Genomic DNA, 25,617 nt, shown 5'->3' on the forward strand with positions numbered 1-25,617 from the left:
AAGGTCGTTACAAAGTACGCGTCTCGGGGTGGGCTCGAGGAGATCGATGGGTTCGGTAGCGTCTGCGTTGGGAAGTCCGGCGGGCGAGGCGTCGGGGACAGGCGATCGCCCGGATGATGTCGATCTGCTGCGCGCCCGGCATTACGACCTTCTCGCCGTTCTCATGGGCCGCGCCCCGGAGCCATCCCTGCTCGACGGCCTCGCCGCCCTCGGGCCGGGGGACGGCATCCTGGGCCGCGCGGTCGCGGATCTGGGCCGGGCGGCCGCGCAGGCGACGGCTCCGGCCATCGAGCGCGAGTTCTTCGAGCTCTTCATCGGGGTCGGCCGGGGCGAGCTGCTGCCTTACGCCTCCTACTATCTCACCGGCTTCCTCAACGAGCGCCCGTTGGCGCGGGTCCGCCAGGATCTCGCGACGCTCGGGCTCGCCCGCGTCGAGGGGATGAGCGAGCCGGAGGATCATCTCGCGTTCCTCCTGGAGGTCATGGCCGGGCTGGCGGGCAGGCGTTTCGCGGCCGAAGGCGTGTCGCAGGCGCAGTTCTTCGCCCGTCACCTCGCTCCCTGGGCCCCCCGCTTCTTCGCCGACCTGGAACAGGCGAAGGCCGCGCGCTTCTATCGGGCCGTCGGTGGGCTCGGCCGCGCCTTCCTCGAGGTCGAGGCGGAAGCCTTCACGATGGATGCGTGAAAATCGCCGCGGGTCCGACGCCCGCGCTGCGACGAACAAGTTCGAGGCGTGTTGTCCTTGCGGGCGAGCGCTGCACGAGGAGATGGATCGATGCGCCAGGACCCGAAGCCGCTCGGTCGCCGCCAGTTCTTTCGGGCGCTCGGCGGCAGCACCGTGGCCGCGGCCGCCGCGGTCGCCACGCCCATGGGCGCGACCGAGGCGCAGGCCTACGACCCCGGCGACGCCGAGACGAAGGCACGCTACCGCGAGAGCGACCACGTCAAGGCGTTCTACCGCACCAACGGCTACGAGACGTTGCTGAAGAACCCCGATCCGGCGCCTGGGACGAAGTGAGGCGGCTATGCTGACGAAGCGCAAGAGCGGCGAGGCGAGCCGCAGCAAGCATCAGGCGATCGCCGCGGGCCTCGCGGCCGGCGTGCTCGACCGGCGCGCCTTCCTGCGCAAATCCGGGCTGACGGCCGGGGCGCTGGCCGCCGCCGGGTCGATCCAGCTCGGCGCGGTGCGCAAGGCGGAGGCCGCAGGCTCCTCGGCGGTCGGTCCCGAGACGGTGATCCGGAAGAACATCTGCACCCATTGCTCGGTCGGCTGCACGGTTACCGCCGAGGTCGTCAACGGCGTCTGGGTCGGTCAGGAGCCGTCCTGGGCGAGCCCGATCAACCGCGGCACGCATTGCGCCAAGGGCGCGGCGATCCGCGAGCTGGTCTCCTCCGACCGCCGCCTCAAATACCCGATGAAGCTCGAGGGCGGGCAGTGGAAGCGGGTCTCCTGGGACCAGGCGATCGACGAGATCGGCGACAAGCTCACCGCGATTCGCGAGAAGAACGGCGCCGATTCCGTCTACTGGCTCGGTTCGGCCAAGTTCACCAACGAGGCCGCTTACCTGCTGCGCAAGTTCGGCGCCTTCTGGGGCACCAACAATATCGATCATCAGGCGCGAATCTGCCACTCGACGACGGTTGCCGGCGTGGCCAATACCTGGGGTTACGGCGCCCAGACGAATTCCTACAACGACATCCGCAATTCCAAGACGATGATCATCATGGGCGGCAACCCCGCCGAGGCGCACCCGATCTCCATGCAGCACGTGCTGTCGGGCAAGGAGATCAACCGCGCCAACATGATCGTCATCGATCCCCGCTTCACCCGCACGGCGGCGCACGCCACCGAGTACGTGCGCATCCGGTCCGGGACGGACATCCCGGTGGCCTGGGGCATCCTCTGGCACATCTTCCAGAACGGCTGGGAGGACAAGGACTTCATCCGCCAACGCGTCTACGCCATGGACGACGTGCGCAAGGAGGTCGCCAAGTGGACGCCCGAGGAGGTCGAGCGCGTCTCGGGCGTCCCCGGCGAGCAGCTTCGTCGCGTGGCGGAGAAATTCGCGAAGGAGAAGCCGGCAACTCTGATCTGGTGCATGGGCAACACCCAGCACACGGTCGGCACCGCCAACGTGCGGGCGCTGTGCATCCTGTGCCTCGCCACCGGCAACGTCGGCAAGCCGGGCACGGGCGCCAACATCTTCCGCGGGCACACGAACGTGCAGGGCGCGACCGACCTCGGCCTCGATGTGACGACGCTGCCCCTGTATTACGGCCTCGTGGAGGGCGGCTGGCGGCACTGGGCCCGCGTCTGGGACGTGCCCTACGAGTGGCTGCAATCGCGCTTCGACGACGTGCCGGCGGCGGCCGGGCGGAAGGCCCGCTCCCGCAAGGAGAACATGGAGGCGCCGGGCATCACCTCGACCCGCTGGTTCGACGCGGTCAACCTGCCGGCCGAGCAGATCGACCAGAAGAACCCGCTCAAGGCGTTCATGATTTTCGGTCATGGCGGCAACACCGTCACGCGCCTGCCCGAGGCGATCGAGGGCATGAACAAGCTCGACCTTCTGGTCGTGGCCGACCCGCACCCGACGACCTTCGCGGCGCTCGATGCCCGGCAGGACAACACCTATCTCCTGCCGATCTGCACCTCGCTGGAGATGGACGGCTGCCGCACGGCCTCGAACCGGTCCCTGCAATGGGGCGAGCAGATCGTTAAGCCGGCCTTCGAGTCGAAGAACGACTACGAGGTGATGTACCGGCTGGCGCGGAAGCTCGGCTTCGCCGAGACGATGTTCAAGAACATCAAGGTCGAGAACGACGTGCCCGTGGCGGAGGATATCCTGCGGGAGATCAACCGCGGCGGCTGGTCCACGGGCTATTGCGGCCAGTCGCCCGAACGCCTGAAGGCGCATATGCGCAACCAGCACAAGTTCGATCTCGTCACGCTGCGGGCGCCGAAGGACGACCCGGAAGTCGGCGGCGACTATTACGGCCTGCCCTGGCCGTGCTGGGGCAAGCCCGAGATCCGCCATCCGGGCTCGGCGATCCTCTACAACACCGCGCTGCACGTGAAGGAAGGCGGCGGCACCTTCCGGGCCCGCTTCGGCACCGAGCGAAACGGAGAGACCCTGCTCGCCGAGGATTCGTTCTCGAACGGCTCGGACCTGACCGATGGATATCCCGAATTCACGCTTGGCGTGTTCAAGAAGCTCGGCTGGGACAAGGACCTGACCGCGGATGAGCTCGCCACGATCCTGAAGATCGGCGGGGACAAGCCCGATACCGTGAGCTGGGCGACCGACCTGTCGGGCGGGATCCAGCGTGTCTGCCTGGAGCACGGCGTCTCGCCCTTCGGCAACGGCAAGGCGCGCGCCAATGCCTGGAACCTGCCGGACCCGGTGCCCGTCCACCGCGAGCCGATCTACTCGCCGCGGCCCGATCTCGTCGCCAAGTACCCGACCCGGCCCGACGAGCGGCAGTTCCGGATCCCCAATATCGGCTTCACGGTCCAGAAGGCGGCGGTCGAGCGGGGCGTCGCCCGGGACTTCCCGATCATCCTCACCTCGGGTCGCCTCGTCGAGTACGAGGGCGGCGGCGAGGAGACGCGCTCGAACCCGTGGCTTGCCGAGTTGCAGCAGGACATGTTCGTCGAGATCAATACCGGCGACGCGGCCGAGCGCGGCATCAAGGACGGCCAGTGGGTCTGGGTGACCGGCGCAGAGAACAAGTCCAAGACCAAAGTGAAGGCGCTCGTCACCGATCGCGTCGGGAAGGGCGTGGCGTTCATGCCTTTCCATTTCTCTGGCTGGTACCAGGGCAAAGACATGCGTGATTTCTACCCCAAGGGCACGGATCCGGTCGTGCTCGGCGAAAGCGTGAACACCGTCACGACCTACGGCTTCGATCCCGTCACGGGCATGCAGGAGACGAAAGCCACCCTGTGTCAGATCCAGGCAGCCTGAGAGGAGCGACCCGACAATGGCCCGCATGAAGTTCCTCTGCGACTCGGATCGCTGCATCGAGTGCAATGCCTGCGTGACGGCCTGCAAGAACGAGCACGAGGTGCCATGGGGCATCAACCGGCGGCGTGTCGTGACCCTCAACGACGGCAAGCCCGGCGAGCGCTCGGTCTCGATGGCTTGCATGCACTGCACCGACGCACCGTGTGCGGCTGTCTGCCCGGTGAACTGCTTCTACACCACCGCCGACGCGGTGGTGCTGCACTCCAAGGACATCTGTATCGGTTGCGGCTACTGCTTCTACGCCTGCCCGTTCGGCGCGCCGCAATATCCCCGCGTCGGGAATTTCGGCTCCCGAGGCAAGATGGACAAATGCACCTACTGCTCGGGCGGGCCGGAGCCGGATTTCTCGACGGCCGAGTACGAGAAGTACGGCTCGAACCGCCTTGCCGAGGGCAAGCTGCCGCTCTGCGCCGAGATGTGCTCGACCAAGGCCTTGCTCGCCGGCGACGGTGAGATGATCGCCGAGATCTACAAGCAGCGGGTGATCAAGCGGGGCTACGGTTCGGGCGCGTGGGGCTGGAAGACCGCCTATCGCGAGACCATCGCACTCTGATCGCGGATGCACCTTGGCCGACGCGCAAGCCGGTCCGGCCAGGGGCGCACCGCACACCGGATCAGCGGGAAGCACCTGCGGCTTCCCCGACCGACCTGAAAGGAACGCCCATGCGGCGGGCATTGACGCTTCTCAGCACTCTTCTGGTGGCGGCGACGCTCTGGGCTCTGCCGAGCGCCGGCAGGGTTGCGCACGCGCAGAACCCGATCCAGGCCGACGGTCAGAACCCCATGGGCGCCAAGCCCACCGCCGACTCGGTCAACGAGGAGTTCCTGTTCAAGCAGAGCCCGACGATCAGCGGCCGCATCAGCATCCCGGACCGCAAGGCCGCCAACCTGATCCAGCCGCAGGGCCGCACGTATCAGATGTTCCGCGAGGGCTGGCTGCCTTGGATCGGGGGTCTCGTGATCCTCGGCATGCTCGGCGCGCTCGCGGTGTTCTTCCTCTGGCGCGGCCGGATCATCACCGAGCACAGCCAGGAATCCGGCAAGAAAATCCTCCGCTTCAACGCCTTCGAGCGCTTTACGCACTGGATGACGGCGGTGTGCTTCATCGTCCTGTCGTTGTCCGGCCTGAATTACATCTTCGGGAAGCGCCTTCTGATGCCGCTCATCGGCGCCGACGCGTTCGGTGCGCTGGCGCAGTGGGCGAAGTACAGCCACGTCTATCTGGCATGGCCGTTCATGCTGGGCGTGATTTTCATGGTGGTCGTCTGGATCAGGGACAACATCCCCAACCGGGTCGACTGGGAGTGGCTCAAGGCGGGCGGCGGCATCATCGGCAATCGGCACCCGCATGCCGGCCGCTTTAACGCAGGCCAGAAAGGCGTGTTCTGGATGGTGGCGGGGTTCGGCGCGGCGATGGGCGTCACCGGCCTGATGATGCTGTTCCCCTTCGCGCTGCTCGACGTCAACGGGATGCAGGTCATGCAGGTGATCCATGCTCTGATCGGCGTCGTGTTCATCGCCGGCATCCTGGCCCATATCTACATCGGCACTCTCGGCATGAAGGGCGCCTACGACGCGATGGGCAGCGGGGAGGTCGACCTTGCCTGGGCGCGCGCGCACCACGACCTGTGGGTCGAGCAGGAGCAGGCGCGCACCGCGAGCGGTCCGCAGCTCGGCACCCGGGCCGCACCGGCCGAGTGATGGACAGGGGAGGGCCGGTCGACGTCGCGTGCGCAGGGCCGAAGCGCGTCCCGCCGAAGCGGAAGCCGGTTCGGCGAAACGAAGCGCCTCCAATCAGGAGCTGAGAGCTGTGCCCGATCGGGAGCTGCAACGATGAAAGCGTTTATCGCCGGCGTGATCACCGCCGTCCTGCTCGGAGTCGGAGCCATGCTGGCGCTCACGAGCAATCAGAAATTCGCGTATCAGGCGTTCGCCACCTCGGGCGCACGGGTCTCCGAACCCGGGACCAATCTCGTCGGACCGCGATGGGATGGCGACCCGTCCCCCGACGAGTATGCGGGGGAGCCGCGCGGCAAGGCCGAGGGCGCAGCCTCCCGGCCGAAGCGCTCCTGAGATTCGCAGCGGATGAAGCGGCCATCCGGAGACGCATGTTTGAGGGAGCCTGACCGATGAAGCGCCCCGTGATCGATCTGCTGGCGGCAGCGAGCCTGGCGAGCATCCTCCTGGCCATCGGCGGTGCCGCCGCTCAGGAGGCCGGCGGACCGTCCAGGGCATCGAACCCGCCCGCCAATCTCTGTCACGAACTCCTCGCCTTCGTGAAGCAGCCGGAGCCGGCGAAACAGGCGGCCGTGACCCCGCCGCAGCAGGCGACGGCCGTTTCCAACCCCTCCGGTCAGAGCCAGGGCGCCCCCTCGTCCGCAGGTGGCGACGTCCAGCAGAAAGCCGGTCTGAGCGGCCCGACGACGGGTGATAAGCCGCTCGGAACGGGATCCAATCCCGAGCATGCGCGGGCGAACGCGGCTGCGAAGAACGCACCCGCAGCCGGTGTTCCCGCGCCCGCGCCACGGCCGGACGACGCCATGATCGCGCGGGTCGAGACCGCCGCCGCTGCCGACGATCAGCTCGGCTGCCGCGCGGCCGCGCGCGCGATGCGCGTCTCCGGGGTCGCGCTCCCACCCCCGCTCCTCGCGCTCGCGGCACTCGATCCCAAGTACTACGCCCGCTAGAATACGACGCCCGCTGGAACCGACGTTCCGGCAGCCGACACGGCGTCGCGGGTGAGAGGAGGCTGTAGCCAGTCCTCGAACAGGGTGAGGATGCCGACACCTGCGACCGCTGCGTCGACCGCGAGATCGGTGGCGGCGCCGACCCGCACGATGAGCGGGCCGCTGGGATCGATGCGAACGATCTCGCCGTCGCGCGGCCGGAATTCTCGCCGGTGCGCAGTGGCATGCGTCTGCGCCCTCGCCCCGCCGGCTTGTGGGTGAGGGGCACCGCGCAGGCGCGGGCCTATCCTATCACCTCCCCGAAGACGACGGAGATGATGGCCGGATCGCCGTCATCGGCGTGAAAGGGCCGGGCGCGGGAGTCACGACCGGCTCAGGTCAGCTCGGCCGACCGGATGACGCGCGTGCCCGGCAAGCCGGCCAGCGCGGCTTCCAGCGCGGCGCGCGCGATCCTCCGAGCCGGATTGATGCGCAAAGCCATCGGGAGGAGGGGGCGGAGCAGCCCCAGCACGGCGGATCCGGCGCGTTCGGCCGGACGCGGCTCGCTGCGCTCGCCACCGATCAGGGCGGGCCGCACGAGGGTGAGCGATCGCAACCCGAGCGCGGCCAAATCCCGCTCCACCTCACCCTTCACCCGGGAGTAGAAGAACCGTGAGGCCGGGTCGGCGCTCATCGCCGAGATCAGCACGAAGGTCGACGCGCCGCGAGCCTTCGCCGCGCGGGCGACGGCCAGCGGGTAATCGTGATCGACCTTTCGAAACGCCGCTCGCGACCCTGCTGCGCGGATGGTGGTGCCGAGCGCGCAGATGACCGCGTCGGCGCACCACCAGTCCGCGTCCGCAGGCAGGCGGTCGAAATCGACGACGGGGGCGGTGAGCTTCGGGTGCGCGGGGAGGGCGCGCCGCGCGGGGGCGATCACGGCCTCGACGCGCGCATCCTCCAGGGACAGCGCGAGGACGTGGCGCCCGACCAAGCCCGTCGCTCCCAGCACCAGCAGCTTCATGCGCGCTCTCCTGCGTTGCCCCATGGGCCTGTCGGGCACTCTCGTGCGCACGATCCTGGTCCTCATCGCCCGGATCCACCACGACCGGGACGCCGGGCTCTTCTTTAAATGACGAACATAATTTATATGAGGGCTGGAGCAGGCGAGGGCACGTCATGCCACGGGTTTCTCAGGAGCAGGCCAAGCGCAATCGGCAGCGGGTGGTCGAGGCCGCCGCGTCCCTGTTCCGCGAGCGCGGCCTGCACGGGGTCGGGGTGGCCGACATCATGGCGGCGGCCGGCCTGACGCATGGCGGCTTCTACGGGCAATTCGCCAACAAGGACGCGCTGGCGGGCGAGGCGTTCGACTGCGCGCTCGACCGGGACCGCCGCGGCGATTTCGAGAGCCTCGTGGCCGAGTACCTCTCCTCCGAGCACGTGGGCTCGCCCGGGGGCGGCTGTCCCATCGCCGCGCTCGCCAACGACGTGGCCCGGGAGGCGCCGGACAGCGCCGTGCGTCGCCGGTTCACGCAAGGCGTGCGGCGCTTCGCCGACCTGATCGGCAACCTCCTGCCGCCGGGTTCGGCCGAGCGACGACGCCAACGGGCGCTGGCCACCCTGTCGACCCTGGTCGGGGCTCTGATCCTGGCCCGGGCCATGGACGATGAGCAGCTCGTCGGAGAGCTGCTGGACGCGGCGCGCGCAACGCTGCGACAGCGGTGAGCGGACCGGAACCGGAGGAGCACAGGACGATGCCGGACATTCCCTACACCAACGCCCTCATCGTCGGAGCCGGGGCGGGCATCAGCGCGTCGCTCGCGCGGCAGCTCGCGGGCGCCGGGCTGAAGGTCGCACTGGCGGCCCGCAACACGACCAAGCTCACCGCCCTCGCGGCGGAAACGGGCGCCCTGACGGTTGCGGCCGATGCCGCCGACCCGGCCGCGATCCGGCAACTCTTCGAGACGCTCGACGAGCAGTTCGGGCCGCCGGACGTCGTGATCTACAACGCGAGCGGGCGCCTGCGCGGACCGCTGGCCGAACTTGATCCGGACGCGGTCCGCAAGGCCGTCGAGGTCACGGCCTTCGGCGCCTTCCTGACCGTGCAGCAGGCCGTCCGTCGCATGGTGCCGCAGGGCAGGGGCGCGATCCTGCTGACCGGGGCGACCGCGGGACTGAAGGGCTATGCCGGCTCGGCAGCCTTCGCGATGGGCAAGTTCGCGCTGCGGGGTCTCGCCCAGAGCGCCGCCCGCGAGTTGGGGCCGAAGGGCATCCACGTCGCGCACATCGTGGTGGATGGCGGCGTGCGCAGCGCCACTCGCCCGGACCCGGCCGAGAAGCCCGATTCCACCCTGTCGCCCGACGGCGTAGCGCAGGCCTATCTCGACCTGCTGCGCCAGCCCCGGGACGCTTGGACCTTCGAGCTCGACCTGCGCCCTTGGGTCGAGACCTTCTGACGGGAATCTGCATGTCTGTCTCCCTGTTCGACGCCTCCGTGCCGGTCTTCACGCGTGGGCTGACGATTCTCTCGACCCTGCTCGACAAAGCAGAGGCGCATGCGAGCGAGACCGGCGCCGCGCTCTCGACCTATGTCGAGGCGCGATTGGCTCCCGACATGCTGACGCTGGCCGGGCAGGTGCAGCGGGCCTCCGATACCGCGAAGTTCGGCGCGGCCCGGCTCACCGGCCTGCAGGCGCCGTCCTTCGCGGACGACGAGACGACGTTCGACCAGCTCCGGGAGCGCTGCGCGAAGACGATCGCCTATCTGAGCACGGTCGCACCGGAATCCTACGCTGGGAGCGAGGCCCGGACGGTGACGTTCGGCGGCGGCGCGAACAAGTGGACGCTGCGGGGCGACCGCTACCTCTTCCAGTTCGCGCTGCCGAACTTCTTCTTTCACGTCACGACCGCCTACGACATCCTGCGCCACAAGGGTGTGCCGGTTGGCAAGCGGGACTATCTCGGACCCTACGAAGGCGCTGGCGCGCGTTGAACAGCGGCGGCGCCGCGACGATCGTCGCGGACCGTGCTGGTGCGGACCGCAAGGGATCCGGACCCATGGGAACTCGCCGCCTGCGGCGTCGCAGCCGTCCCGAGACCGGCCTGCTCGGCTCGGGACCGTCCCGGTCGTCCGGCAGGCGCTCGTGCGCAACGGTTGGGGCTCAGTTACGACACCCGGGAATAGTTCGTCACAAACGTAAACTGCTCCGATGGCGGATCGGGCGCTTCAGGGGGCGCAGGAAGGAAGGTAGCACTCAATACACCACCTCGACATGGAAAATTACTCACAAAGATCTCTTTCATGACCTGACGTACCCACAACGAGGTATTTTGACGGCCAATCTGAAGTGTTACGGACCATGCAAAAGCCTGATTGGCTTAGCGCCTCGGGAGGTGTCGGCATGGCAACCATCTCGCTCTTCGATCTCGATGGCGCAAGCTCAGGCTTCAATGCTGCACGGTCATATCAGGAGAATGCCGCTGCCATCCTACTGGCGCCGAATGCCGTACTAACGGCTTCCGGCACTTTCAGTGGCCAAACCCTGACGGTGGCCGGCTTGCTGCCGGAAGTGCAGATCGGCTTCGCAACCGGTGTCTCAATCTCCGGAAACAATATCAGTGTTAGCAATGTTCTGATCGCTACGAAATCAGGCGGGAGCGGCGGATCGCCTCTCGTTTTCACGTTTAATTCCAATGCCACCGCGGCTTCAGTTCAGACGCTAGTCAGAAACCTGACCTATACGAACACGAGCGATGCCCCGACGGCAGCCCAGAATCTCTCGTTCGATCTGGCTGGGGTGATCCGTACCGAAGCCATAACGGTGACCGCCGTCAATGATGTGCCGACGATCGATCTGAATGGGAGCGCGTCCGGCAACACATCGACAGTTCGCTTCCTTGAGCAGATGTCGACCGTGGTCGCGCCGGATGCGATGCTGTCGGATCCAGACTCGACGCACTTTACGACGCTCACAGCGACATTGCTGTCTCGGCCGGATGGCAATGCGAACGAGTCGCTGGCTCTGAGCAGCGCCGCGGCAGCGGCGGCGGCCGGTGCGGGTCTGACGGTCGGCTACAATGCCGCCAATGGCGCATTGACGATCACCGGCACGGCGACCAAATCGACTTATCAAGATCTGCTTCGGGGGGTTATCTACAGCAACCGCAGAGATAATCCCACCATCACGGCCAGATCTGTCCGCATTACCGCGAGCGACGGAAGCGGGTCCAGCATTGCGCGCGACGCGCTCATCACCGTGGAGCCCATCAACGATGCGCCACTGATGGACCTCAATGGCACGGCCGCCGGCACCAGCATCGCGGTCGCCTATGTCCTGGGCGACCCGATGACCGAGATCGCTCCTGACGCGACGTTGGCAGATGGTGATTCGCCCAACTTCAATGGCGGCACGCTGCGCGTCGCCTTCACAGCGAACGGAACCACGAGTGATCAGCTGCGCATCGCAACCTATAACGGAGTGGCCCTGTCCGGAACCACAGTGAGCATCGATGGGGTTTCGATCGGCAGCGTTTCAGGCGGTGCCAACGGATCCGACCTCACCATCGCCTTCACCAACGCGAACGCGACGCTCGCGCGGGTACAGAAGCTGCTGCAGTATATCAGCTACGCGAATACCTCTGCGTCTCCATCCAGGCTGACGCGGCAAGTGACGTGGACGCTCAATGACGGAGATGGCACCGCCAATGGCGGCCAGCCCGTCGGGGCTGCGACGGCCACGATAACGTTTGGAGCGGTCACCAACAGCCCGCCGGTCCTGACCGGCGATCTGCAGGCCACCATCGCAGCCGGGGCAACCTACACGATCACCTCTGCCGATCTCTCCTACACCGATCCTGACGACACCGCCTCCGGGGTGACCTTCAGCATCAGCAATCAGGTCAACGGCAGCATCCTGGTCAACGGCACCGCCGCCGCGACCTTCACGGGGCAACAGCTCGCGGCCGGCCAAGTGGCCTTCCGTCACAACGGCGCCGCGACCACCTCGGCGTCCTTCTCGGTGAGCGTCGAGGACGGCAACGAGGACGGGTCGGTTCCGGTCGCGCGCAGCTTCGCGTTCTCGGTCGCTTCAACCCCGGCCGGAACCCCCTTGAGCTTTGCGACGGCAACCCGCGGCGTCTCCGTCGATCTCAGCGCCGGCGCGTGGTCCTCGGCCCAGACACTCATGCCCTTCGGAGACTCGATCACCAACGGCGATTCTCCGTCGGGTACGGATGAGCATGGATACCGCGGCTACTTCTGGTCGGACATGGTGGCCGCCGGGACGCTGTTCGACATGGTGGGCCCGAACTCCAACGGCAACGTCCCTGATCCCGACCACGCCGGCTTCCCAGGCGAAAGATCAACAGATCTTCACGAGATCCTCTCGGGCCTGCTGCCAAGCTACACGCTCGACGCCGTCTTGCTGATGGTCGGCACCAACGATGTCCTGCAATCGACCAATCCGCAGAATACGGTCGGCCCGGAACTCGCCGCGATGCTCGACGATATAACGGCGCGCAACTCGGCCACGCACGTCTACGTTGCCACCCTGTTGCCGGTCGCGGCCGATACGACAGGCAAGGTCAACGCCGTCAACAACGTGATCCGAGCGGATGTCTCGAATGCCATTGCGGACGGACAGAATGTCAGCTTGGTGGAAATGGCAGGATTTACGACTGCCGATCTCTTCGATGGCATTCACCCAAACGAACAGGCTTATCAAAGGATTGCCGGGATTTGGGCATCGGCAGTGAAGAACAATCCGCCAAATCCACCTCCGCTGAACACGATTGGCACGAGCGTGGTGGACGTAACTGGAAGTCCCAATAACGATTTGTTGCTTGGAGACAGCCGGAGCAATCAGCTGAGTGGAGGAAACGGATACGACTGGCTGAGCGGCGGTCAGGGCGATGATCGGCTCGATGGCGGTGGTGGTGACGATACCCTCGTCGGGGGAATCGGCAACGACGTTCTGATTACCGGCTCGGGGGCCGATAAAATAGAATTCCTGGCGGCCGATAGCGGGCACGACACGGTTCAGGATTTTACAGATAATATTGATAAGCTTGTATTTGGCCGATCCGGAACAGGCGTCGATTCGTTTTCCGATCTGGCCATCAGCCTTCAAAATGGGAGTGTGAGTATCGCCTGGGGCCCGTCGATTGGCTCAGGCACCACCGGAAATGGTAGTGTTGTCCTGCAAAATCTGACGAATCCGGCCTTGATCACGGCATCCGACATCCTGTTCATCGCTTGAGCGCCAGATATCTAGCAATCGATCATCCGGGCTTGAGTATGACTCGCTGAACAGGGAGGCGGCCGGACGGGGCGACGCAGGGAGTGAGGCCGGTGAAGGGATGGTGTTCCCCGTCAGTAGCGGCTGATGCCGAGGCTGTCGGCTCGCCTCACCGGGCTCATCCCTCGGCTTGAGCCCCCGTCCGCATATGGCGGCTGCGATGACGCGGATCGCCCTGACGGATCTCGGCAGCAGGGCCGGCGAGGGGGAAGAGGCGAGAGTCCGCGGCCTCGAATCCCGACTATAGGCGCGAAGCTGAAACCTCCGACTTGAGCCACCTCGGACTGACACATTTCCCCGTTGAGCCGGCCCCGTGAGATCGCCGTGGAATGAGTCGTGATGAGCGGCCGCTGAGAGCGTAGTGTACCGTGCGACGCGCGATCGATGGTATCACGATCCGTCGACATCTGGAGGTGCCATGTCGAAGAACCGCCGCTCTCTGGACCGCATCAGAACGTATGACAACGATTCGGGCGATCTCACCGTCATCATCGAGACGCCGAAGGATAGTCGCAGCAAGTACGCCTACGATCCGGAGATTGGAACCTTCACGCTGAAATTCGTACTGCCCAAGGGCATGACCTTTCCGGTCGACTTCGGCTTCGTGCCCTCGACACGCGGCGACGACGGCGATCCGCTCGACGCCATCGTTTTGCTGGACGAGACGCTCTCGGTGGGCACGAAAGTGACCGTGCGCCTTGTGGCTGCGATCGAGGCGGAGGAACGCGAGCAGGACGGAGAGTGGGAGCGAAACGATCGGCTGATCACGGTGCCGATCCACGCGCACGCCTACGAGAAGGCGCACGATCTCGACGATCTCGACGCCGGTCTGCTTACCAGGATCGAGGAGTTCTTCGAGCGCTACAACAAGCTGCACGGGAAGGAATTCAGGGTGAAGCAGCGCGTTGGCGCCAAGGCTGCCGGCAAGCTCATCAAGAAGGGAGTCGCCGCGTTTGAAAACACCTGACGCAACCGCCATGCTGACGCAACCGCCATGTATAAGCGGTCGCAGAGAGTTCATTAACAGCGGTCGCAGAGAGTTCATTAACCCGCGGATCATGAAAGATAAGCTCTCACCGTGAACACTCCGTGGGTCGAGTTTTTTATGAGAAGAACACCAGGATTCCGGAATCTGGTGACGGCCACGGCTGGGGAGACGTCCAGTCCAAGGGCAGGACCTCGTCGATCCGCCGGGCAGGGTGAGCACGCGGTCGGGCCAGCACGTCGGCCAGCCAAGCCCAGGGATCGACCGCGTCGGGCTTGACCGTTCGACCGGCATGTTCAGCGCCGCCGCGCGCCGGCCCAGCCACAATCCTGCCGCATCTCGAGCATGTTCCGACGAAGCGGATACCGGATCGTCGCAGAAACTGCCGCGAAATCAAAGGCCTAGAGCAGCGTCCGATTGCACCGTGATCGGGGGCCGCTCTCGCTCAGGATGATGCGATCGAACGTCCGGATGACAATGGCCGCCTCAGCTCCCATATAGGGCCTATGCAAGATAGCACGTTCACTCCCTACACGATCGAGATCTCGCCCATCGCCAAGCCGGCCGGGCAATTCCAGTGGGCCATCCGCAAGAATGGCAAGCTCGTCGAGCGCTCCGATCGTCCACACCCGACTGAAGCCAAGGCTGAAGCCAGCGCGCTCGCTGCCGTCGAGCGGAGTCTGCACTCCGTGGCGGGCGGGCGCTGGTAAGCACCAATCCCGTGATCTCATTGGCGGAGGCTGGGGGCCCCGCCAGTCGTTACCCCCCTTCCGGCCGGCTGCGCGGCGTCCGACGAGGAAGCGTCCGCGTGGCAAGGCCGGGCGGGCGCAGGGTCTGCCGTCTCCAGCGCAGAGCAGGGGGCGATCAGACCGTGAAGGCGTAACCGCCGCCCCGTCTCTCCACCCGGCCGCGGGCGGCCAGATGCATCCCGGCCACGGTCAGCCCCTCGGCCGCGGCGCGGTCGAAGATGCCTCGTCGCGTGGCCTCCGCTTGAGCCTTGTCGGCGTCCCAGATCACGGTCCAGTCGGGATGCGGGAACTGCAGGATGCGGGAATGGACCACATCGCCCCAGATCAGGAGGCGATCGGTCCCGTCCTCCAGCGTCACGCCTGCGTGGCCCGGCGTATGGCCGGGCAGTGGCAGGAAGGCCGCGCCCGGTGCGAGGACGGCTTCGCCGCGCACCCGACGCAACCGATCCGCATAGGCTGCGAGGACAGCCTGAGCCGTGTCGAAGAACAGCGCCATCTCGGCGGGTGCCCGCGCCCGTGAGGCGGGATCGCCCCAGTAGGCGGCCTCGGCCTCCTGCAGGACGAGTTCGGCGGCGGGAAAGCGGGCACGGCCCTCCGGCGTCAGGAGCCCGCCCGCATGGTCGGCATGCAGGTGGGTGAGCCACACCGCCTCGATGCGCGCCGGATCAATGCCCTCCGTGGCGAGCGCGCCGGCCACCCGGTCGAAGCCCGGCCCGAACACCGTGCCGCAGCCCGCGTCGAGCAGCCATGCCCGGTCCTGCTGGCGGACCAGGAAGGCGTTGACGGGCTCGGCCGAAGGGCCGGCCGGAGGAAGGCCGGCACGCGCCAGCAGCACCCGCCCTTCCTCACTCTCGGCGCCCGGGATCATCCGGGGTTCAAGGGGGAAGAGTCCATCCTGCAGCCGCTTCACCGTGAAGGAGCCGATGCGCAAGGGAGCGTCGTCTCCGGCGCGGGCCCGCGGTGCGAGCGCGAGGGCGGCGGTGCCGGCGAGGAGCGCGCGACGCGACGGCATGGGAGACATGGCAAATCTCTCGATGGGTACGGAGATCGCGAGCATTCCGGGTCGGGACTCGATGCGCCAGGGACGCCGTCCCGCGGGCAGCCGGGCATTCTTCCCGACCCGCAGCGGCATGGCTTGCGGAAGCGGCGGTGTGCAGGGCCAAGATGCGGATGTCCCGCCACGAAGCTGCGCCCCTGCGCATGAGCCTGCCCATGAGCCTCCCGACGCGCCTCGCCTGCCACGTCCTGCTCGCCGCGCTGCTCTGCCTGGCGGGCGGGATCGCCTGGATCGCGGTCGAGGTCCGGCAGGGCCTGCACGCCGATGTCGAGACCTCCGCCGCGAGGATCGCCGGGCAGCTCGGGCGGCAGCCCGGGCTCGGCAGCGCGGGCGCCTCTCCTGTGGCGCACCCCGCGGAAGGGGCGGCGCCTGCGATTCTGAGCCTGCTGCCGGGCATCTGCGCGGAGATCGCCCTCGCGGCCGAGGCGCCCCGGCGCGTCTGCGGCGGCTGGGAGGGGGGCGACGAGGCGCCGGCCTGGTTTCGCGCTGCCTTTCCGGCCGGCGTGGGCGCCACCTCCGCGCGCGCCATCGCCTATCGGGGGCGGAAAATCGGCACCGTGATGGCGTGGCCCGAGCCCGACGCTTCGGCCGCGCGGGCGTGGCGGCAGGTCCGCACCCTCGCCGGCACGGCGGCCGGGCTGGCCGGGGCGATGATGCTCCTCATCGGCCTCGCGGCGAGCCGGCTCCTCGCCCCGGCGGGGCGGATCGTGGAGGGCCTGCGGGCGCTGGAGGCCGGCCGCGCGGGCGCCCGGCTGCCGGCCTTCCGGATCGGCGAGTTCGACCGCATCGCTGCCGCCTTCAACGCCATGGCCGAGCGGCTGGCGCGCACGGAGGCGGAGCGCCGCGCCCTCACGCTGCAGCTGTTCCAGGTGCAGGAGGAGGAGCGCCGCGCGCTCGCCCGGGACCTGCACGATGAGTTCGGGCAGTGCCTCACCGCCACGGGAGCGCTGGCGGACGCGGTGGCCGCGGGGGCGGACGAGCGGCCGGACCTGCGCGCCGATGCGCTCGCCATCGGCCGCAACGCCGCCCGGATGATGGAAACCCTGCGCGGCGCCCTCGCGCGCTTGGAGCCGCCGGAGATCGAGGATCTCGGCCTGGAGGGCAGCCTGCGGGCGCTCGTGGCGGGCTGGACCGCGAAGGGCCGCCCGACGGAATTCCACATCGATGTGGCCGGCGACCTCACCGACCTGCCGCCCGCGACCGCGGTGAGCCTCTATCGGATCGCTCAGGAATTCCTCACCAACGCCGTCCGCCACGGGCGGCCGGGCCGGGTCTTCGTACGGGTGCGCCGCGCGGCGGGAGCCGGGGGCGGCGTCACGCTCGTCGTGGACGACGATGGAGGCGGTGATGCCGGGCGCGCCTGCACATCGCCCGGGCGCGGCCTCCTCGGCGTGCGCGAACGCCTCGCCGCCCTTGGCGGCTCCCTGAGCCTCGCCGGCACGGGGAGCGGATTGCGGGCCTGCGCAGTGATCCCGGCACCCGCCCGGGGGATGCCGTGAGCGCCACGATCCTGCTCGTCGACGATCACCCGGTGGTGCGCGAGGGCTACCGCCGCCTGCTGGAGCGCCAGCCCGGCCTCAGCGTCGTGGCGGAGGCCGACAGCGCCGCGGAGGCTTACCGCCTCTACAAGCTGCACGCGCCCAGCCTGGTGATTCTGGACCTGTCCTTGCCGGGGCCGGGCGGCATCGAGGCGATCCGGCACATCCGGCAATGGGACCGGCAGGCCCGCATTCTCGTGTTCACGATGCGCGAGAGCGCGGCGGTGGCCGCGAAGGCCTTCGCGGCGGGGGCGTCCGGCTACGTCACCAAGGCGAGCCCGCCGCGTGAGCTGATCGAGGCGGTCGCGGCGGTGCTGCACGGCGCGCGGGCGATGAGCGCCGACATCGCGCGCGCCCTCGCCGAAGCGCAGGCCTCGGGCGGGCGCTCGGCCCTCGACGGACTCTCCCCGCGCGAGGTGGAGATCCTGGCTCTCACGGCGGCCGGCGCGTCAGCCGGGGCGATCGCCGAGGCCCTCTGCCTCAGCCGCAAGACCATCCACAACACCCAGTCTCTGATCAAGGCGAAGCTCGGCGCACGCACCGATGCCCACTTGGTCTGGATCGCGGCCGGGGCCGGTCTGGTGGCGGCTCCGGATGCGGAGCCGTCCTCGTGAGGGTCGCGCGTCCATGCTGACGGCTGCGACGGGTGGATCGGCATCCAAAGCGTGGCGGCCCGCGTCGTCGGCTGGGTTGCCGGCCGCTGCGGCTCCGCCGGCCTCGACCGTTCCACCGCGCAGCAGGATCGGCAGGAGCCTCCGTCGTTCCGTCCCGGCGGCTTCGCCCGCACCGAAGCGGCGGCGTCGCGCCCTGGGGAACTCTTCCCGTGGACGTTCGGCCTTGCTCCGGTCGTGCTGTTCCCGCCGCCACCCACCGGAGCGCGCTCAAAGCCCAGCGTGAACCAGTTCGTCCATGTCGACCTTGTACAATCATTGACCGGGGACAGTACAAACACATCGGAACGACAGGCCCCAACCCATGTTATCTCGCTTGAAGCGCGGCCCTTCAAGGAACTCGGCATGATCCGTTCATTGGAGTGTCGGCTTGCGAACGATGGACCCTGGCATCTGGAACCAGACTAGAGAGCACCCGTTGGCCCGCATTGGATCGGGATCGCTCATGGCCGATGCCTGTCGCGTCATCATCCTCGGCGGGGGCTTCGCCGGCCTGGAGGCCGCCAAGGGGCTGGAACGCGTCCCTGTCGCGATTACGCTCCTCGATCGGCAGAACCATCACTGCTTCCAACCGCTGCTTTACCAAGTCGCGACAGCTGCTCTGACGCCGGCAGACGTCGCATGGCCGATCCGGGGGATCCTCTCAGGTCAGCGAAACGTCCGTGTGCTGATGACGAATGTCGACGGGATCGACACCGAGCGCCGCGTGGTGACCGCTGATGGCGGCTCGTTTCCCTACGATCAGCTGATCGTCGCGACCGGAGCCACTCACGCGTACTTTGGCCATGAAGAATGGGCGCCTTATGCCCCGGGGTTGAAGCGGATCGAGGATGCCACCGAGATCAGGCGCCGCATTCTGATCGCGTTCGAGCATGCCGAGCTGGAGATTGACGCCCAGCGTCGGGAGGCCCTCACCACGTTCGTGATCGTCGGTGGCGGCCCGACCGGGGTCGAGATGGCGGGAGCGATCGCGGACATGGCCCGTGACGCCCTGCCGCACGACTTTCGCAACATCGACCCGGCGCGAGCGCGCGTGCTCCTGGTCGAGGCAGGCCCGCGCATCCTTGCTGCGTTCCCGGAAGACCTCAGTCGGTATGCCAAAGATGCGTTGGAACGGCGCGGTGTCGAAGTTCTCACTGGCCGGGCGGTATCGGCCATCGGCCCGGAGGGTGTCTCCATCGGCGATCACGTGATCCGGGCCGGGGCGATCGTGTGGGCAGCCGGCGTTGCGGCCTCGGCTGCTGCCGATTGGCTCGGCGCAGACCGTGACCGGGCCGGTCGCGTCAAGGTGTTGCCCGATCTGTCCGTCCCAGGCTTTCCCGAGATCTTCGTCATCGGCGACACAGCCGCAGTTGCGGACGCAGATGGAAAATCCGTTCCGGGGATAGCACCGGCCGCCAAGCAGATGGGCCGCTACGCCGCTTCTGTGATCGCAGCCCGCGTCATGGGTGACCGTGCTCCGGGACCTTTTCAGTATCGGCATCACGGGGATCTTGCGACCATCGGCCGAAAGGCGGCGGTGGTCAAGCTGCGCTGGCTGACCCTGAGAGGCTTCCTGGGATGGCTCTTCTGGGGCGTCGCGCATGTGTACTTTCTGATAGGTCTGCGCAACCGCATTGCCGTCGCATTCAGCTGGATGTGGGACTACGTGACCTTCGGGCGCCGGTCTCGATTGATCACTCAACCAGCCAATGCAGGCCCGGCTGAGGCCGAACCAGCAGGGTCGTCGGGACGGCCATCGGCTGCCGCTCCTGCCGAGAACGCCGGGACCGCTCCTCAAAGAGGCGGCGTCTGGGGCTGAGGGGCGTGGCGCAACCGGTGTTCACGGGTCACCGGCCATGAGCCTCAACTCCCTTGTCCTCACGCTGAAGACGGAAGCCGGCCATCGAGCGCCGGCCATGCCGCTTCCGCAAGCCGCATTCCGGCACGAACAGCGCTCGCCGGTCCGGGATGGGTCCTGCGCATCGCTCAGCCGTCTCCGACGACCTCGAGCTCGGTCTACGAGGGCGGCCGGGCGCCCGAGGATAGAGCCTTGTCCGACGAAGCGGATACCGGTTCGTCGCAGAAAATGCCTTAGAATCAAAAGCCTGGAGCAGCGCCCGATTGCGCCGTGCTCGGGGCGCCGCTCTGGATCGTCATCCGATGCGGCGCGCACCCGGCACCGGCGCCGATCCGGCTCAATCCGAGCCTTCGTCGGGAATGTTGAGCAGGGTGCCGCAGGCCTTGCAGTGCACCGCATCCGGCTCGTGCCGCTGCAGGCCGCAGGTCGGGCACTGGAAGCGTACCTTGTAGGGCCGGAACAGGACTTGGGCGAGGCGCAGGAACAGCGTGACGCCGCAGATCATCACCACGACCGAGATCAGACGCCCTCCCGTCCCCTGCAGGGTCACGTCGCCGTAGCCCGTCGTCGTCAGCGAGGTCACGGTGAAGTACAGCGCATCGACGTAGTTGCCGATGTTCGGGTTGGAGTGGTGCTGGGTCGCGTAGACGATACTCGTCATGAGGAAGATGAACACCACGAGGTTCACCACTGCGATGATCACCTCCTCGTTGCGGCGGAAGAACGGAAAGTCCGCTCGCAGCCGGTCGAGGAGCTGGTAGGTCCGCAGCAGCCGCAGGGTGCGCAGGATGCGCAGGAAGCCCGCGCCTTCGCCGACGATGGGGGCCAGGAACGAGGCGATCGCCGCCAGATCCGCCCAAGTCGTCGGCCGCAGGAACTCTCGCGCCGGCCGTGGGCAGATCGCCAGCCGCGAGAGGAAGTCGGCAGCCACTGCGATACCGATCAGGACGTCGACACCCTCGACCATCGGCTGACGGGGCATGAAGGAGGACAGGACGATGAACAGAAGGGTGGCCAGATCGAAGGCGAGCAGGCCGTAACGGAATCGGTGAGCGCGGTCGCTGTCGCCCTCGTAAAGCTCCTGCAGCCTCTGCCTCAGACTTGCCATGTGCACACACGCTTCCGCCGCCCCGGGGTCCGGGAGCATGAACGTTCCTCGGGCGCGGCCCGATCCACCGCCGAGATGCCACGCGGCTGGGATGAGCGGGTCAGCCTCGATCAACAGCGCTGGTGAGGATCAGCGCGGGCGGAGAGCCCGGGTCGGGCCGGAAGTGAGCGTCGAAACCGGCACGCCGGGAGGGCTTCGTCCTTGGCACGAGAATTGGCACGAGAATTTGAATCCTGCTTGCGCGCCGGCTCCCGTAGGCTGTCAGCCCGCTGCTGCGGGGCCGATGGCAAGACATTGCGACGCTTGATGAAGTTTCTTCACACGATGGGGGCCATCGGCCTGATGGGCGCGATGGCGTCCCTCGTCGTGCTGTTGAGTGTCACTCCCCCGCCAACCGCTCTGGCCGGCTACGCACTCATGCGCCGAGCGATGGCCGCCGTCGCCACGTGGATCTTCCTCCCGTCGCTCGCACTTACGCTGGTGGCCGGCCTGTTAGCGATTGCGCTGAACCGCGCCTTCCACGATGCGGGCTGGGCTTGGGTGAAGCTCGCCAGCGGCATCCTGATGTTCGAGTACGGGTTCGTGGGCGTCCAGGGGCCGATGCAGCGGGAGGCCGATCACAGCGCTGGTGCGCTGGCGGGCCACGTTGATCCAGCGACGCTCGCCGGATCGCTCTGGGCTGAGCGGAGCACGTTGTGGGTGCTGCTCGCAGTCGCGACGTTCAACGTCGTGTTCGGCATCTGGCGACCGCGCCTCTCCCGGACGCGCAGGTAGCGGCTCCCCGTCAAAGCCAGCCAGCGTTTCGGGCTGGTGGCGTTCCCGGGCAACGGGATCTTGCGAGGATCTGGCCGACAAAGCGCGATCCATGGGCAGCGGGGCAGGCGCTTGAGCCCCGGCTCCGCACGGCGAGGGGGCCTGCCCATCTCGATCATCGCTCAAGGCCGCTCGGACCTGACACTTGCGCACGAGCGCCGCAGGTCGGCTGCATTCCATAATGTTGCTTATGCGAATCCTGGCTGTAGGCGCAAAGTTGGAATGTCCCACCTGAGCCAAGTCGGAATGGCACACTCCCCTGTCCACACGGCTGTGATGGCAGGTGAGCGGCTCACGCCCCCCTCTCACGAGGATGGTCGGCTTGACCTCCAGACCTGCCGCCTCGCCCGGGGCTTCGCGCCCCGCCGTGCGCCGCAAGCGCTGCGCTTTGCCGCGGCCCACCCGGCGGACCGTCCGCGGAGCCGTCGCGGCCGGCCCGGTCGCCCAGGGAGACTGCCCGTGATCCCGCTCTTCCCCACCCGGCGCACCGTGCTGGAGCCGGATCTCCCACGGATCGAAGGAATTGGCAGCCCGCATCCGCTCCGCCGGGCATTCGGCGTCCGCTGCTTCGCACTGGGGCGTCAGGTGGCGCGCTGCACGGAGGCACTCCGCGCCAGCGCAACCGTCATCCAAACGGCCGAGACCAGGACGTCGAAGGCACCGAATGCGGCGTAGGGGGTGACATCGGCGATCCCGACCGTGGGGGCACCGCCGGCCCTCTGGAGGAAGTGGGCTCCGGCGAGCGCCGGCTGCGCCCCGCTCAGGACCATCGCCCATTGGGCGCCTGCCTTCCAGCGACGCACACCGGTCGCAAGCTGCAGCAGGCCGGAGACGATCGCCCAGGCTCCGAAGACCGCCAGAACCGCATGCAGGCTCTGCCCGAGCGCACCGGCGACGGCGGCGGCCGTGAGGGAGCTGACCGCCACGTTGAGAGCTTGGCTCGGGTTCCTGGCAAAGCCGCCCCTTCCCCATGTCGCGCCGTCTCTTGGGAGGCTCTTCGGAAGACGCCACCGGCTGCTGCGAAGCGCTCTGAGGCCAAGCATCCCGGTGTCGGCTCGAGACGTGACGTCAAACCCGCCCGGCATCGTCCTGGCAGGGCTTTGCGCTCTCACGCTCTTGCACCTCCATGCCAACCGCATCGCCTTCTCGCCGCAGATCCCGGAGGCGAGCAGGACGCGCTGGGACGCCTCGGCGGCCGCCCCCCCCCACCGGCCGCCCAGTTCCACCGCGGCTAGGCCGCATCCAAAAATGCACTTTCAGATTGTAATTAGTCCATGAGACACACCCATAGTCTGTCTTCCTCCCTGAAGGCAGTCGAGCACGACCTCCGACCCGCCCGGCACCGCCGCGGCGGGCTTCTTTTCGCCACAAGCAAACGGCAGCCTTGGCTCTGCGATGAGACCCGTCGCAGAGAGAAACTGAGCCCGCCAGCTTCGGCTGAGCGGGCTCTTTTCGTTCCTTGTCCCAATCTTCGAGCCAGAATGTACGTCAAATGACCGATGCGGAGCGGCCCGGCCATGCGCATTCCGTTCATTGTAAAATTGCAAAAGAATGTGTCGATACGGGTAATTCATAGTGCTGCTTCACGGTTTCTTGCTCGCTCCGATTGAAGCCTCGGAACGCAGTGCCGCTCCGATCGGTTGTCGTCGAGGATTCGGGCAGTCGATCAGGTGGTGACGGCAATGGGTTTCATACTCTTCCTCATTCTCGCCTGCGGGCTGCCCGGGCTGATGCTGTATTCCATTCGCCAGCGCGTCCCGGAGGAGGCCTGGGCGCTGTCCCCCACGAGGCGCCCGGAGCCGATGCCGGTCGCCCGCGGGAGCGAACGCGCAGGCGATCTCGGAGAAGCGGAAGGTGGAGGTGGGACCAATCGACGGTTGGAGAACATCACAGCCATCCAGGGAGCCGACATCGAACACGGATTGACGAGCAACGCGGCCCGCATTGGCGGCACCGACCGCAGGGCGGACGGCACGCTCCCCATCGGAAGCGCCCCCGGCCACGGGCGGGATGGTGGCAGCCAAGCGGAGGAAGCACCGCGCAACGCGGCAGCCGCCGACGAACGGCCCGCGCAACAGGGCAACGATCCCTGATGGATGCCGTCCTCCCCGGAGGGATGCAGCCGTCGACCGGGGGATGCGGGGGCGATCGACCATCTCGGCCTCCGGCGGCGAGGCGCAGGTACGTTCAGCCTGATCCTGTGAGATTGCGCGTCTCGAAGCCAAGTTCCGGGGGCATCGGTCCTCGGCACAGGAGCGCGGCCGCGCCAGGCTTGAGGGCTGTCGGAGCGCGTGCTGGAGGGGACCGCCGCCGCCGGACCTCCCGGCAAGCCTCACCAAGCCAGGAGAGCTGCCGGGGCGGCAGAGAGTGACACCTCTCGCCGCACCGACCGTGCCACGGTCGCCGGCTAGGGCGGTGCCCGATCACGTTGCAATCAGGCGCCGCTCCAGGTCTTTGATTTTACCGCATTTTCTGCGACGAACCGGGATCCACTTCGTCGGAAAATGCTCTAAGCCTTGCCGGACCCGTCTCCCGTGGGCTGCCGTTGCTCGTCAGGCCGCTTGGCGTCCTGCTGCCCCGGCGTCCCGTGCCGGCTGCTCGTGACGGCCTCGTCGGCGTGGCTGCTGCCGTCCTTGATGCCGATGTTCTCCTCCCGCTCCATGGGATTGAGGGGCTTCTTCGTCTCGGCCATGCACGCCTCCTATCGCTGATGGCAGGCTGACAAGTCCCCCGGTGCCAGCGGGTTCGCGGAGCGATGCGATGTGCCGCGTCGGCGGCACATCGGGGTGCCGTCCATCGCCTGCCGACGGCCCCCGGGAGCGAATCCTAGGCCGCGGTCACGTCCTTGCGCAGCGGATTCAGCGCGATGTGTCGCTGGGCGATGGCCGCCATCGGTCGATCAAGCCAACATCTGGAGATCACCATCGATGGAGATGGCTTGGCCGGAGATCGTGCGTCCGCGGGGTGAGGCCAGAAAAAGGATCTGATCCGCAATCTGGCGCGCGGTGACGTATTCCTTGATCGAAGCATTCGCGAAGGCGCGTCGCTCCATATCGGCAAAGGTGGTTCCCAGTTGCTGCGCCTTCGCCTCAAGTACGCGGCGCTGACGGTCGCCGGATACGATCCCCGGGAGCACGGCATTCACGCGAACGCCGAACTCGCCGAGTTCCCTCGCCAGCGATTTCGTGAAGCCGATCACACCCCATTTCGCGCTCGCGTAGGGCGTGCGCATCGCGAAACCGAAACGCCCGGCGACCGACGACACGTTGATGATGGATCCATTGGCACTCGCTTTGAGAGCCGGCACCGCGAGACGAACGCAGTTGAATTGCCCCGTCAGACAAACGGCCAGACAGCGGTCCCAATCCTCCGGATTGATCTCCTCGACCGTTCCGGTGGGGCCCGCGATGCCGGCATTGTTGACGAGAACGTCGAGGCCGCCGAGCGCCGAACCGGCTTCGTCGAAGAGGCGCGCCACATCCGCTCGATCCGTCACGTCGGCCCGGGTCCACGACAGCCCGGGATGCATGGAGCCGAGTTCCGCAAGAGCGGCATCGTCGACATCGCAGACGTGAACGCGCGCACCCTCCTCATGGAAGGCCTTGGCAATCTCCAGCCCTATGCCGTTCGCGCCAGCCGTCACCAGCACGCGCAAGCCCGAAAGCTCCATGTCCATGTCACACCTCCCGTCACCGGCATAATCATCTATCACAGGGGCACGCCGGCCTCTCCCGAGGAGAGCGCCGCCGCGGCAGTCGGGGTGTCGCCAAGGGGCACCCGTCAGGGCGGCCGGAGCAACGCGTGGAGCGCCGAACCCGCCGCCCGACACATCCGCCCGGTCTGCCGGATCATCGAGGAGATGGGTTCGG

General features: G+C 67.4%; 24 protein-coding genes and 3 pseudogenes. 19 read left to right on the forward strand and 8 right to left on the reverse strand.

Features of this window, described 5'->3' with window-relative positions; genetic code table 11:
• The first annotated feature begins 46 nt into the window (after positions 1 to 46).
• The 7 genes from ACE101_RS13520 (at position 47) to ACE101_RS13550 (ending at position 6,712) form a co-directional block, all read left to right on the forward strand.
• Positions 47 to 682 (forward strand): TorD/DmsD family molecular chaperone, encoded by a 636-nt coding sequence (locus ACE101_RS13520; protein ID WP_379130162.1) that lies wholly within the window; start codon positions 47 to 49, stop codon positions 680 to 682.
• A gap of 90 nt (positions 683 to 772) precedes the next feature.
• A complete protein-coding gene (locus tag ACE101_RS13525) occupies positions 773 to 1,015 on the forward strand; it encodes a formate dehydrogenase (RefSeq protein ID WP_379130165.1) in 243 nt (80 codons plus the stop codon).
• Between the two features lie 7 nt (positions 1,016 to 1,022).
• Entirely contained in the window at positions 1,023 to 3,965 is a 2,943-nt protein-coding gene (locus tag ACE101_RS13530; protein ID WP_379130167.1) for a formate dehydrogenase subunit alpha, read from the forward strand.
• A 16-nt stretch (positions 3,966 to 3,981) separates the two neighbouring features.
• Positions 3,982 to 4,578: a formate dehydrogenase FDH3 subunit beta gene (gene fdh3B, locus ACE101_RS13535; protein ID WP_379130169.1), complete on the forward strand. Its 597-nt coding sequence runs from the start codon at positions 3,982 to 3,984 to the stop codon at positions 4,576 to 4,578.
• A 110-nt stretch (positions 4,579 to 4,688) separates the two neighbouring features.
• Entirely contained in the window at positions 4,689 to 5,726 is a 1,038-nt protein-coding gene (locus ACE101_RS13540) for a formate dehydrogenase subunit gamma (protein ID WP_379130171.1), read from the forward strand.
• Between the two features lie 186 nt (positions 5,727 to 5,912).
• Positions 5,913 to 6,098: a hypothetical protein gene (locus ACE101_RS13545; RefSeq protein ID WP_379130173.1), complete on the forward strand. Its 186-nt coding sequence runs from the start codon at positions 5,913 to 5,915 to the stop codon at positions 6,096 to 6,098.
• Between the two features lie 56 nt (positions 6,099 to 6,154).
• Positions 6,155 to 6,712, forward strand: a complete 558-nt coding sequence (locus tag ACE101_RS13550) for a hypothetical protein (RefSeq protein ID WP_379130175.1) — start codon at positions 6,155 to 6,157, stop codon at positions 6,710 to 6,712.
• A gap of 38 nt (positions 6,713 to 6,750) precedes the next feature.
• Here ACE101_RS13550 and ACE101_RS13555 read toward each other — a convergent pair.
• Positions 6,751 to 6,906, reverse strand: a pseudogene (locus ACE101_RS13555) (LysR family transcriptional regulator); the annotation flags it as partial.
• Between the two features lie 179 nt (positions 6,907 to 7,085).
• Complete coding sequence (locus ACE101_RS13560) at positions 7,086 to 7,715, reverse strand: NAD(P)H-binding protein (RefSeq protein ID WP_379130177.1); 630 nt, start codon at positions 7,713 to 7,715, stop codon at positions 7,086 to 7,088.
• 155 nt (positions 7,716 to 7,870) lie between these two features.
• On the opposite strand from ACE101_RS13560, the gene ACE101_RS13565 reads away from it, so the two are divergent.
• The 5 genes from ACE101_RS13565 (at position 7,871) to ACE101_RS13585 (ending at position 13,954) form a co-directional block, all read left to right on the forward strand.
• Complete coding sequence (locus tag ACE101_RS13565) at positions 7,871 to 8,416, forward strand: TetR family transcriptional regulator (protein ID WP_379130179.1); 546 nt, start codon at positions 7,871 to 7,873, stop codon at positions 8,414 to 8,416.
• 29 nt (positions 8,417 to 8,445) lie between these two features.
• Positions 8,446 to 9,147, forward strand: a complete 702-nt coding sequence (locus ACE101_RS13570) for an SDR family NAD(P)-dependent oxidoreductase (RefSeq protein WP_379130181.1) — start codon at positions 8,446 to 8,448, stop codon at positions 9,145 to 9,147.
• Positions 9,148 to 9,158: 11 nt separating this feature from the next.
• Positions 9,159 to 9,683, forward strand: a complete 525-nt coding sequence (locus ACE101_RS13575; RefSeq protein WP_379130184.1) for a DUF1993 domain-containing protein — start codon at positions 9,159 to 9,161, stop codon at positions 9,681 to 9,683.
• 409 nt (positions 9,684 to 10,092) lie between these two features.
• Positions 10,093 to 12,948, forward strand: a complete 2,856-nt coding sequence (locus ACE101_RS13580) for a GDSL-type esterase/lipase family protein (RefSeq protein WP_379130186.1) — start codon at positions 10,093 to 10,095, stop codon at positions 12,946 to 12,948.
• A gap of 457 nt (positions 12,949 to 13,405) precedes the next feature.
• The gene (locus ACE101_RS13585; protein ID WP_379130189.1) at positions 13,406 to 13,954 is read left to right on the forward strand and encodes an inorganic diphosphatase; all 549 of its coding nucleotides are present in this window, start codon (positions 13,406 to 13,408) and stop codon (positions 13,952 to 13,954) included.
• 136 nt (positions 13,955 to 14,090) lie between these two features.
• On the opposite strand, the pseudogene ACE101_RS13590 reads toward ACE101_RS13585, so the two are convergent.
• A pseudogene (locus ACE101_RS13590) lies at positions 14,091 to 14,291 on the reverse strand (transposase domain-containing protein); the annotation flags it as partial.
• A 187-nt stretch (positions 14,292 to 14,478) separates the two neighbouring features.
• Here ACE101_RS13590 and ACE101_RS13595 point away from each other — a divergent pair.
• Positions 14,479 to 14,682: a hypothetical protein gene (locus tag ACE101_RS13595; RefSeq protein ID WP_379130192.1), complete on the forward strand. Its 204-nt coding sequence runs from the start codon at positions 14,479 to 14,481 to the stop codon at positions 14,680 to 14,682.
• A gap of 154 nt (positions 14,683 to 14,836) precedes the next feature.
• On the opposite strand, the gene ACE101_RS13600 is transcribed toward ACE101_RS13595, so the two are convergent.
• Positions 14,837 to 15,742, reverse strand: a complete 906-nt coding sequence (locus ACE101_RS13600; protein ID WP_379130195.1) for an MBL fold metallo-hydrolase — start codon at positions 15,740 to 15,742, stop codon at positions 14,837 to 14,839.
• Between the two features lie 191 nt (positions 15,743 to 15,933).
• Here ACE101_RS13600 and ACE101_RS13605 point away from each other — a divergent pair, with 191 nt between their 5' ends.
• From ACE101_RS13605 to ACE101_RS13620, 4 genes are read left to right on the forward strand one after another with little or no spacing between them, the layout of a single operon-like run.
• Positions 15,934 to 17,277 (forward strand): histidine kinase, encoded by a 1,344-nt coding sequence (locus tag ACE101_RS13605; protein ID WP_379130197.1) that lies wholly within the window; start codon positions 15,934 to 15,936, stop codon positions 17,275 to 17,277.
• Positions 17,274 to 17,930, forward strand: a complete 657-nt coding sequence (locus ACE101_RS13610; protein ID WP_379130199.1) for a response regulator — start codon at positions 17,274 to 17,276, stop codon at positions 17,928 to 17,930. Before ACE101_RS13605 ends, ACE101_RS13610 begins: the two co-directional genes overlap by 4 nt.
• A 51-nt stretch (positions 17,931 to 17,981) precedes the next feature.
• On the forward strand, positions 17,982 to 18,395 hold the full coding sequence (locus ACE101_RS13615; RefSeq protein WP_379130202.1) for a hypothetical protein: 414 nt from the start codon (positions 17,982 to 17,984) through the stop codon (positions 18,393 to 18,395).
• A gap of 37 nt (positions 18,396 to 18,432) precedes the next feature.
• A complete protein-coding gene (locus ACE101_RS13620; protein ID WP_379130204.1) occupies positions 18,433 to 19,788 on the forward strand; it encodes an NAD(P)/FAD-dependent oxidoreductase in 1,356 nt (451 codons plus the stop codon).
• Positions 19,789 to 20,164: 376 nt separating this feature from the next.
• Here the strand turns inward: ACE101_RS13620 and ACE101_RS13625 are convergent, their stop codons facing one another.
• Positions 20,165 to 20,935 (reverse strand): potassium channel family protein, encoded by a 771-nt coding sequence (locus ACE101_RS13625; RefSeq protein ID WP_379138664.1) that lies wholly within the window; start codon positions 20,933 to 20,935, stop codon positions 20,165 to 20,167.
• A 294-nt stretch (positions 20,936 to 21,229) separates the two neighbouring features.
• Here ACE101_RS13625 and ACE101_RS13630 point away from each other — a divergent pair, with 294 nt between their 5' ends.
• The gene (locus ACE101_RS13630; RefSeq protein ID WP_379130207.1) at positions 21,230 to 21,709 is read left to right on the forward strand and encodes a hypothetical protein; all 480 of its coding nucleotides are present in this window, start codon (positions 21,230 to 21,232) and stop codon (positions 21,707 to 21,709) included.
• A 620-nt stretch (positions 21,710 to 22,329) separates the two neighbouring features.
• Here the strand turns inward: ACE101_RS13630 and ACE101_RS13635 are convergent.
• A pseudogene (locus ACE101_RS13635) lies at positions 22,330 to 22,710 on the reverse strand (DUF308 domain-containing protein); the annotation flags it as partial.
• Between the two features lie 720 nt (positions 22,711 to 23,430).
• Between ACE101_RS13635 and ACE101_RS13640 the strand changes: the two are divergent.
• Complete coding sequence (locus tag ACE101_RS13640; protein WP_379130210.1) at positions 23,431 to 23,841, forward strand: hypothetical protein; 411 nt, start codon at positions 23,431 to 23,433, stop codon at positions 23,839 to 23,841.
• 416 nt (positions 23,842 to 24,257) lie between these two features.
• On the opposite strand, the gene ACE101_RS13645 is transcribed toward ACE101_RS13640, so the two are convergent.
• On the reverse strand, positions 24,258 to 24,440 hold the full coding sequence (locus ACE101_RS13645) for a hypothetical protein (RefSeq protein WP_379130213.1): 183 nt from the start codon (positions 24,438 to 24,440) through the stop codon (positions 24,258 to 24,260).
• Positions 24,441 to 24,647: 207 nt separating this feature from the next.
• Positions 24,648 to 25,424 carry an SDR family oxidoreductase gene (locus ACE101_RS13650; RefSeq protein ID WP_379130216.1) on the reverse strand — a complete coding sequence of 259 codons (777 nt, stop codon included), beginning with the start codon at positions 25,422 to 25,424 and terminating at the stop codon, positions 24,648 to 24,650.
• Positions 25,425 to 25,617: the final 193 nt, after the last annotated feature.

Source organism: Methylobacterium carpenticola, assembly GCF_042748905.1.
Classification (GTDB): Bacteria; Pseudomonadota; Alphaproteobacteria; order Rhizobiales; family Beijerinckiaceae; genus Methylobacterium; species Methylobacterium carpenticola.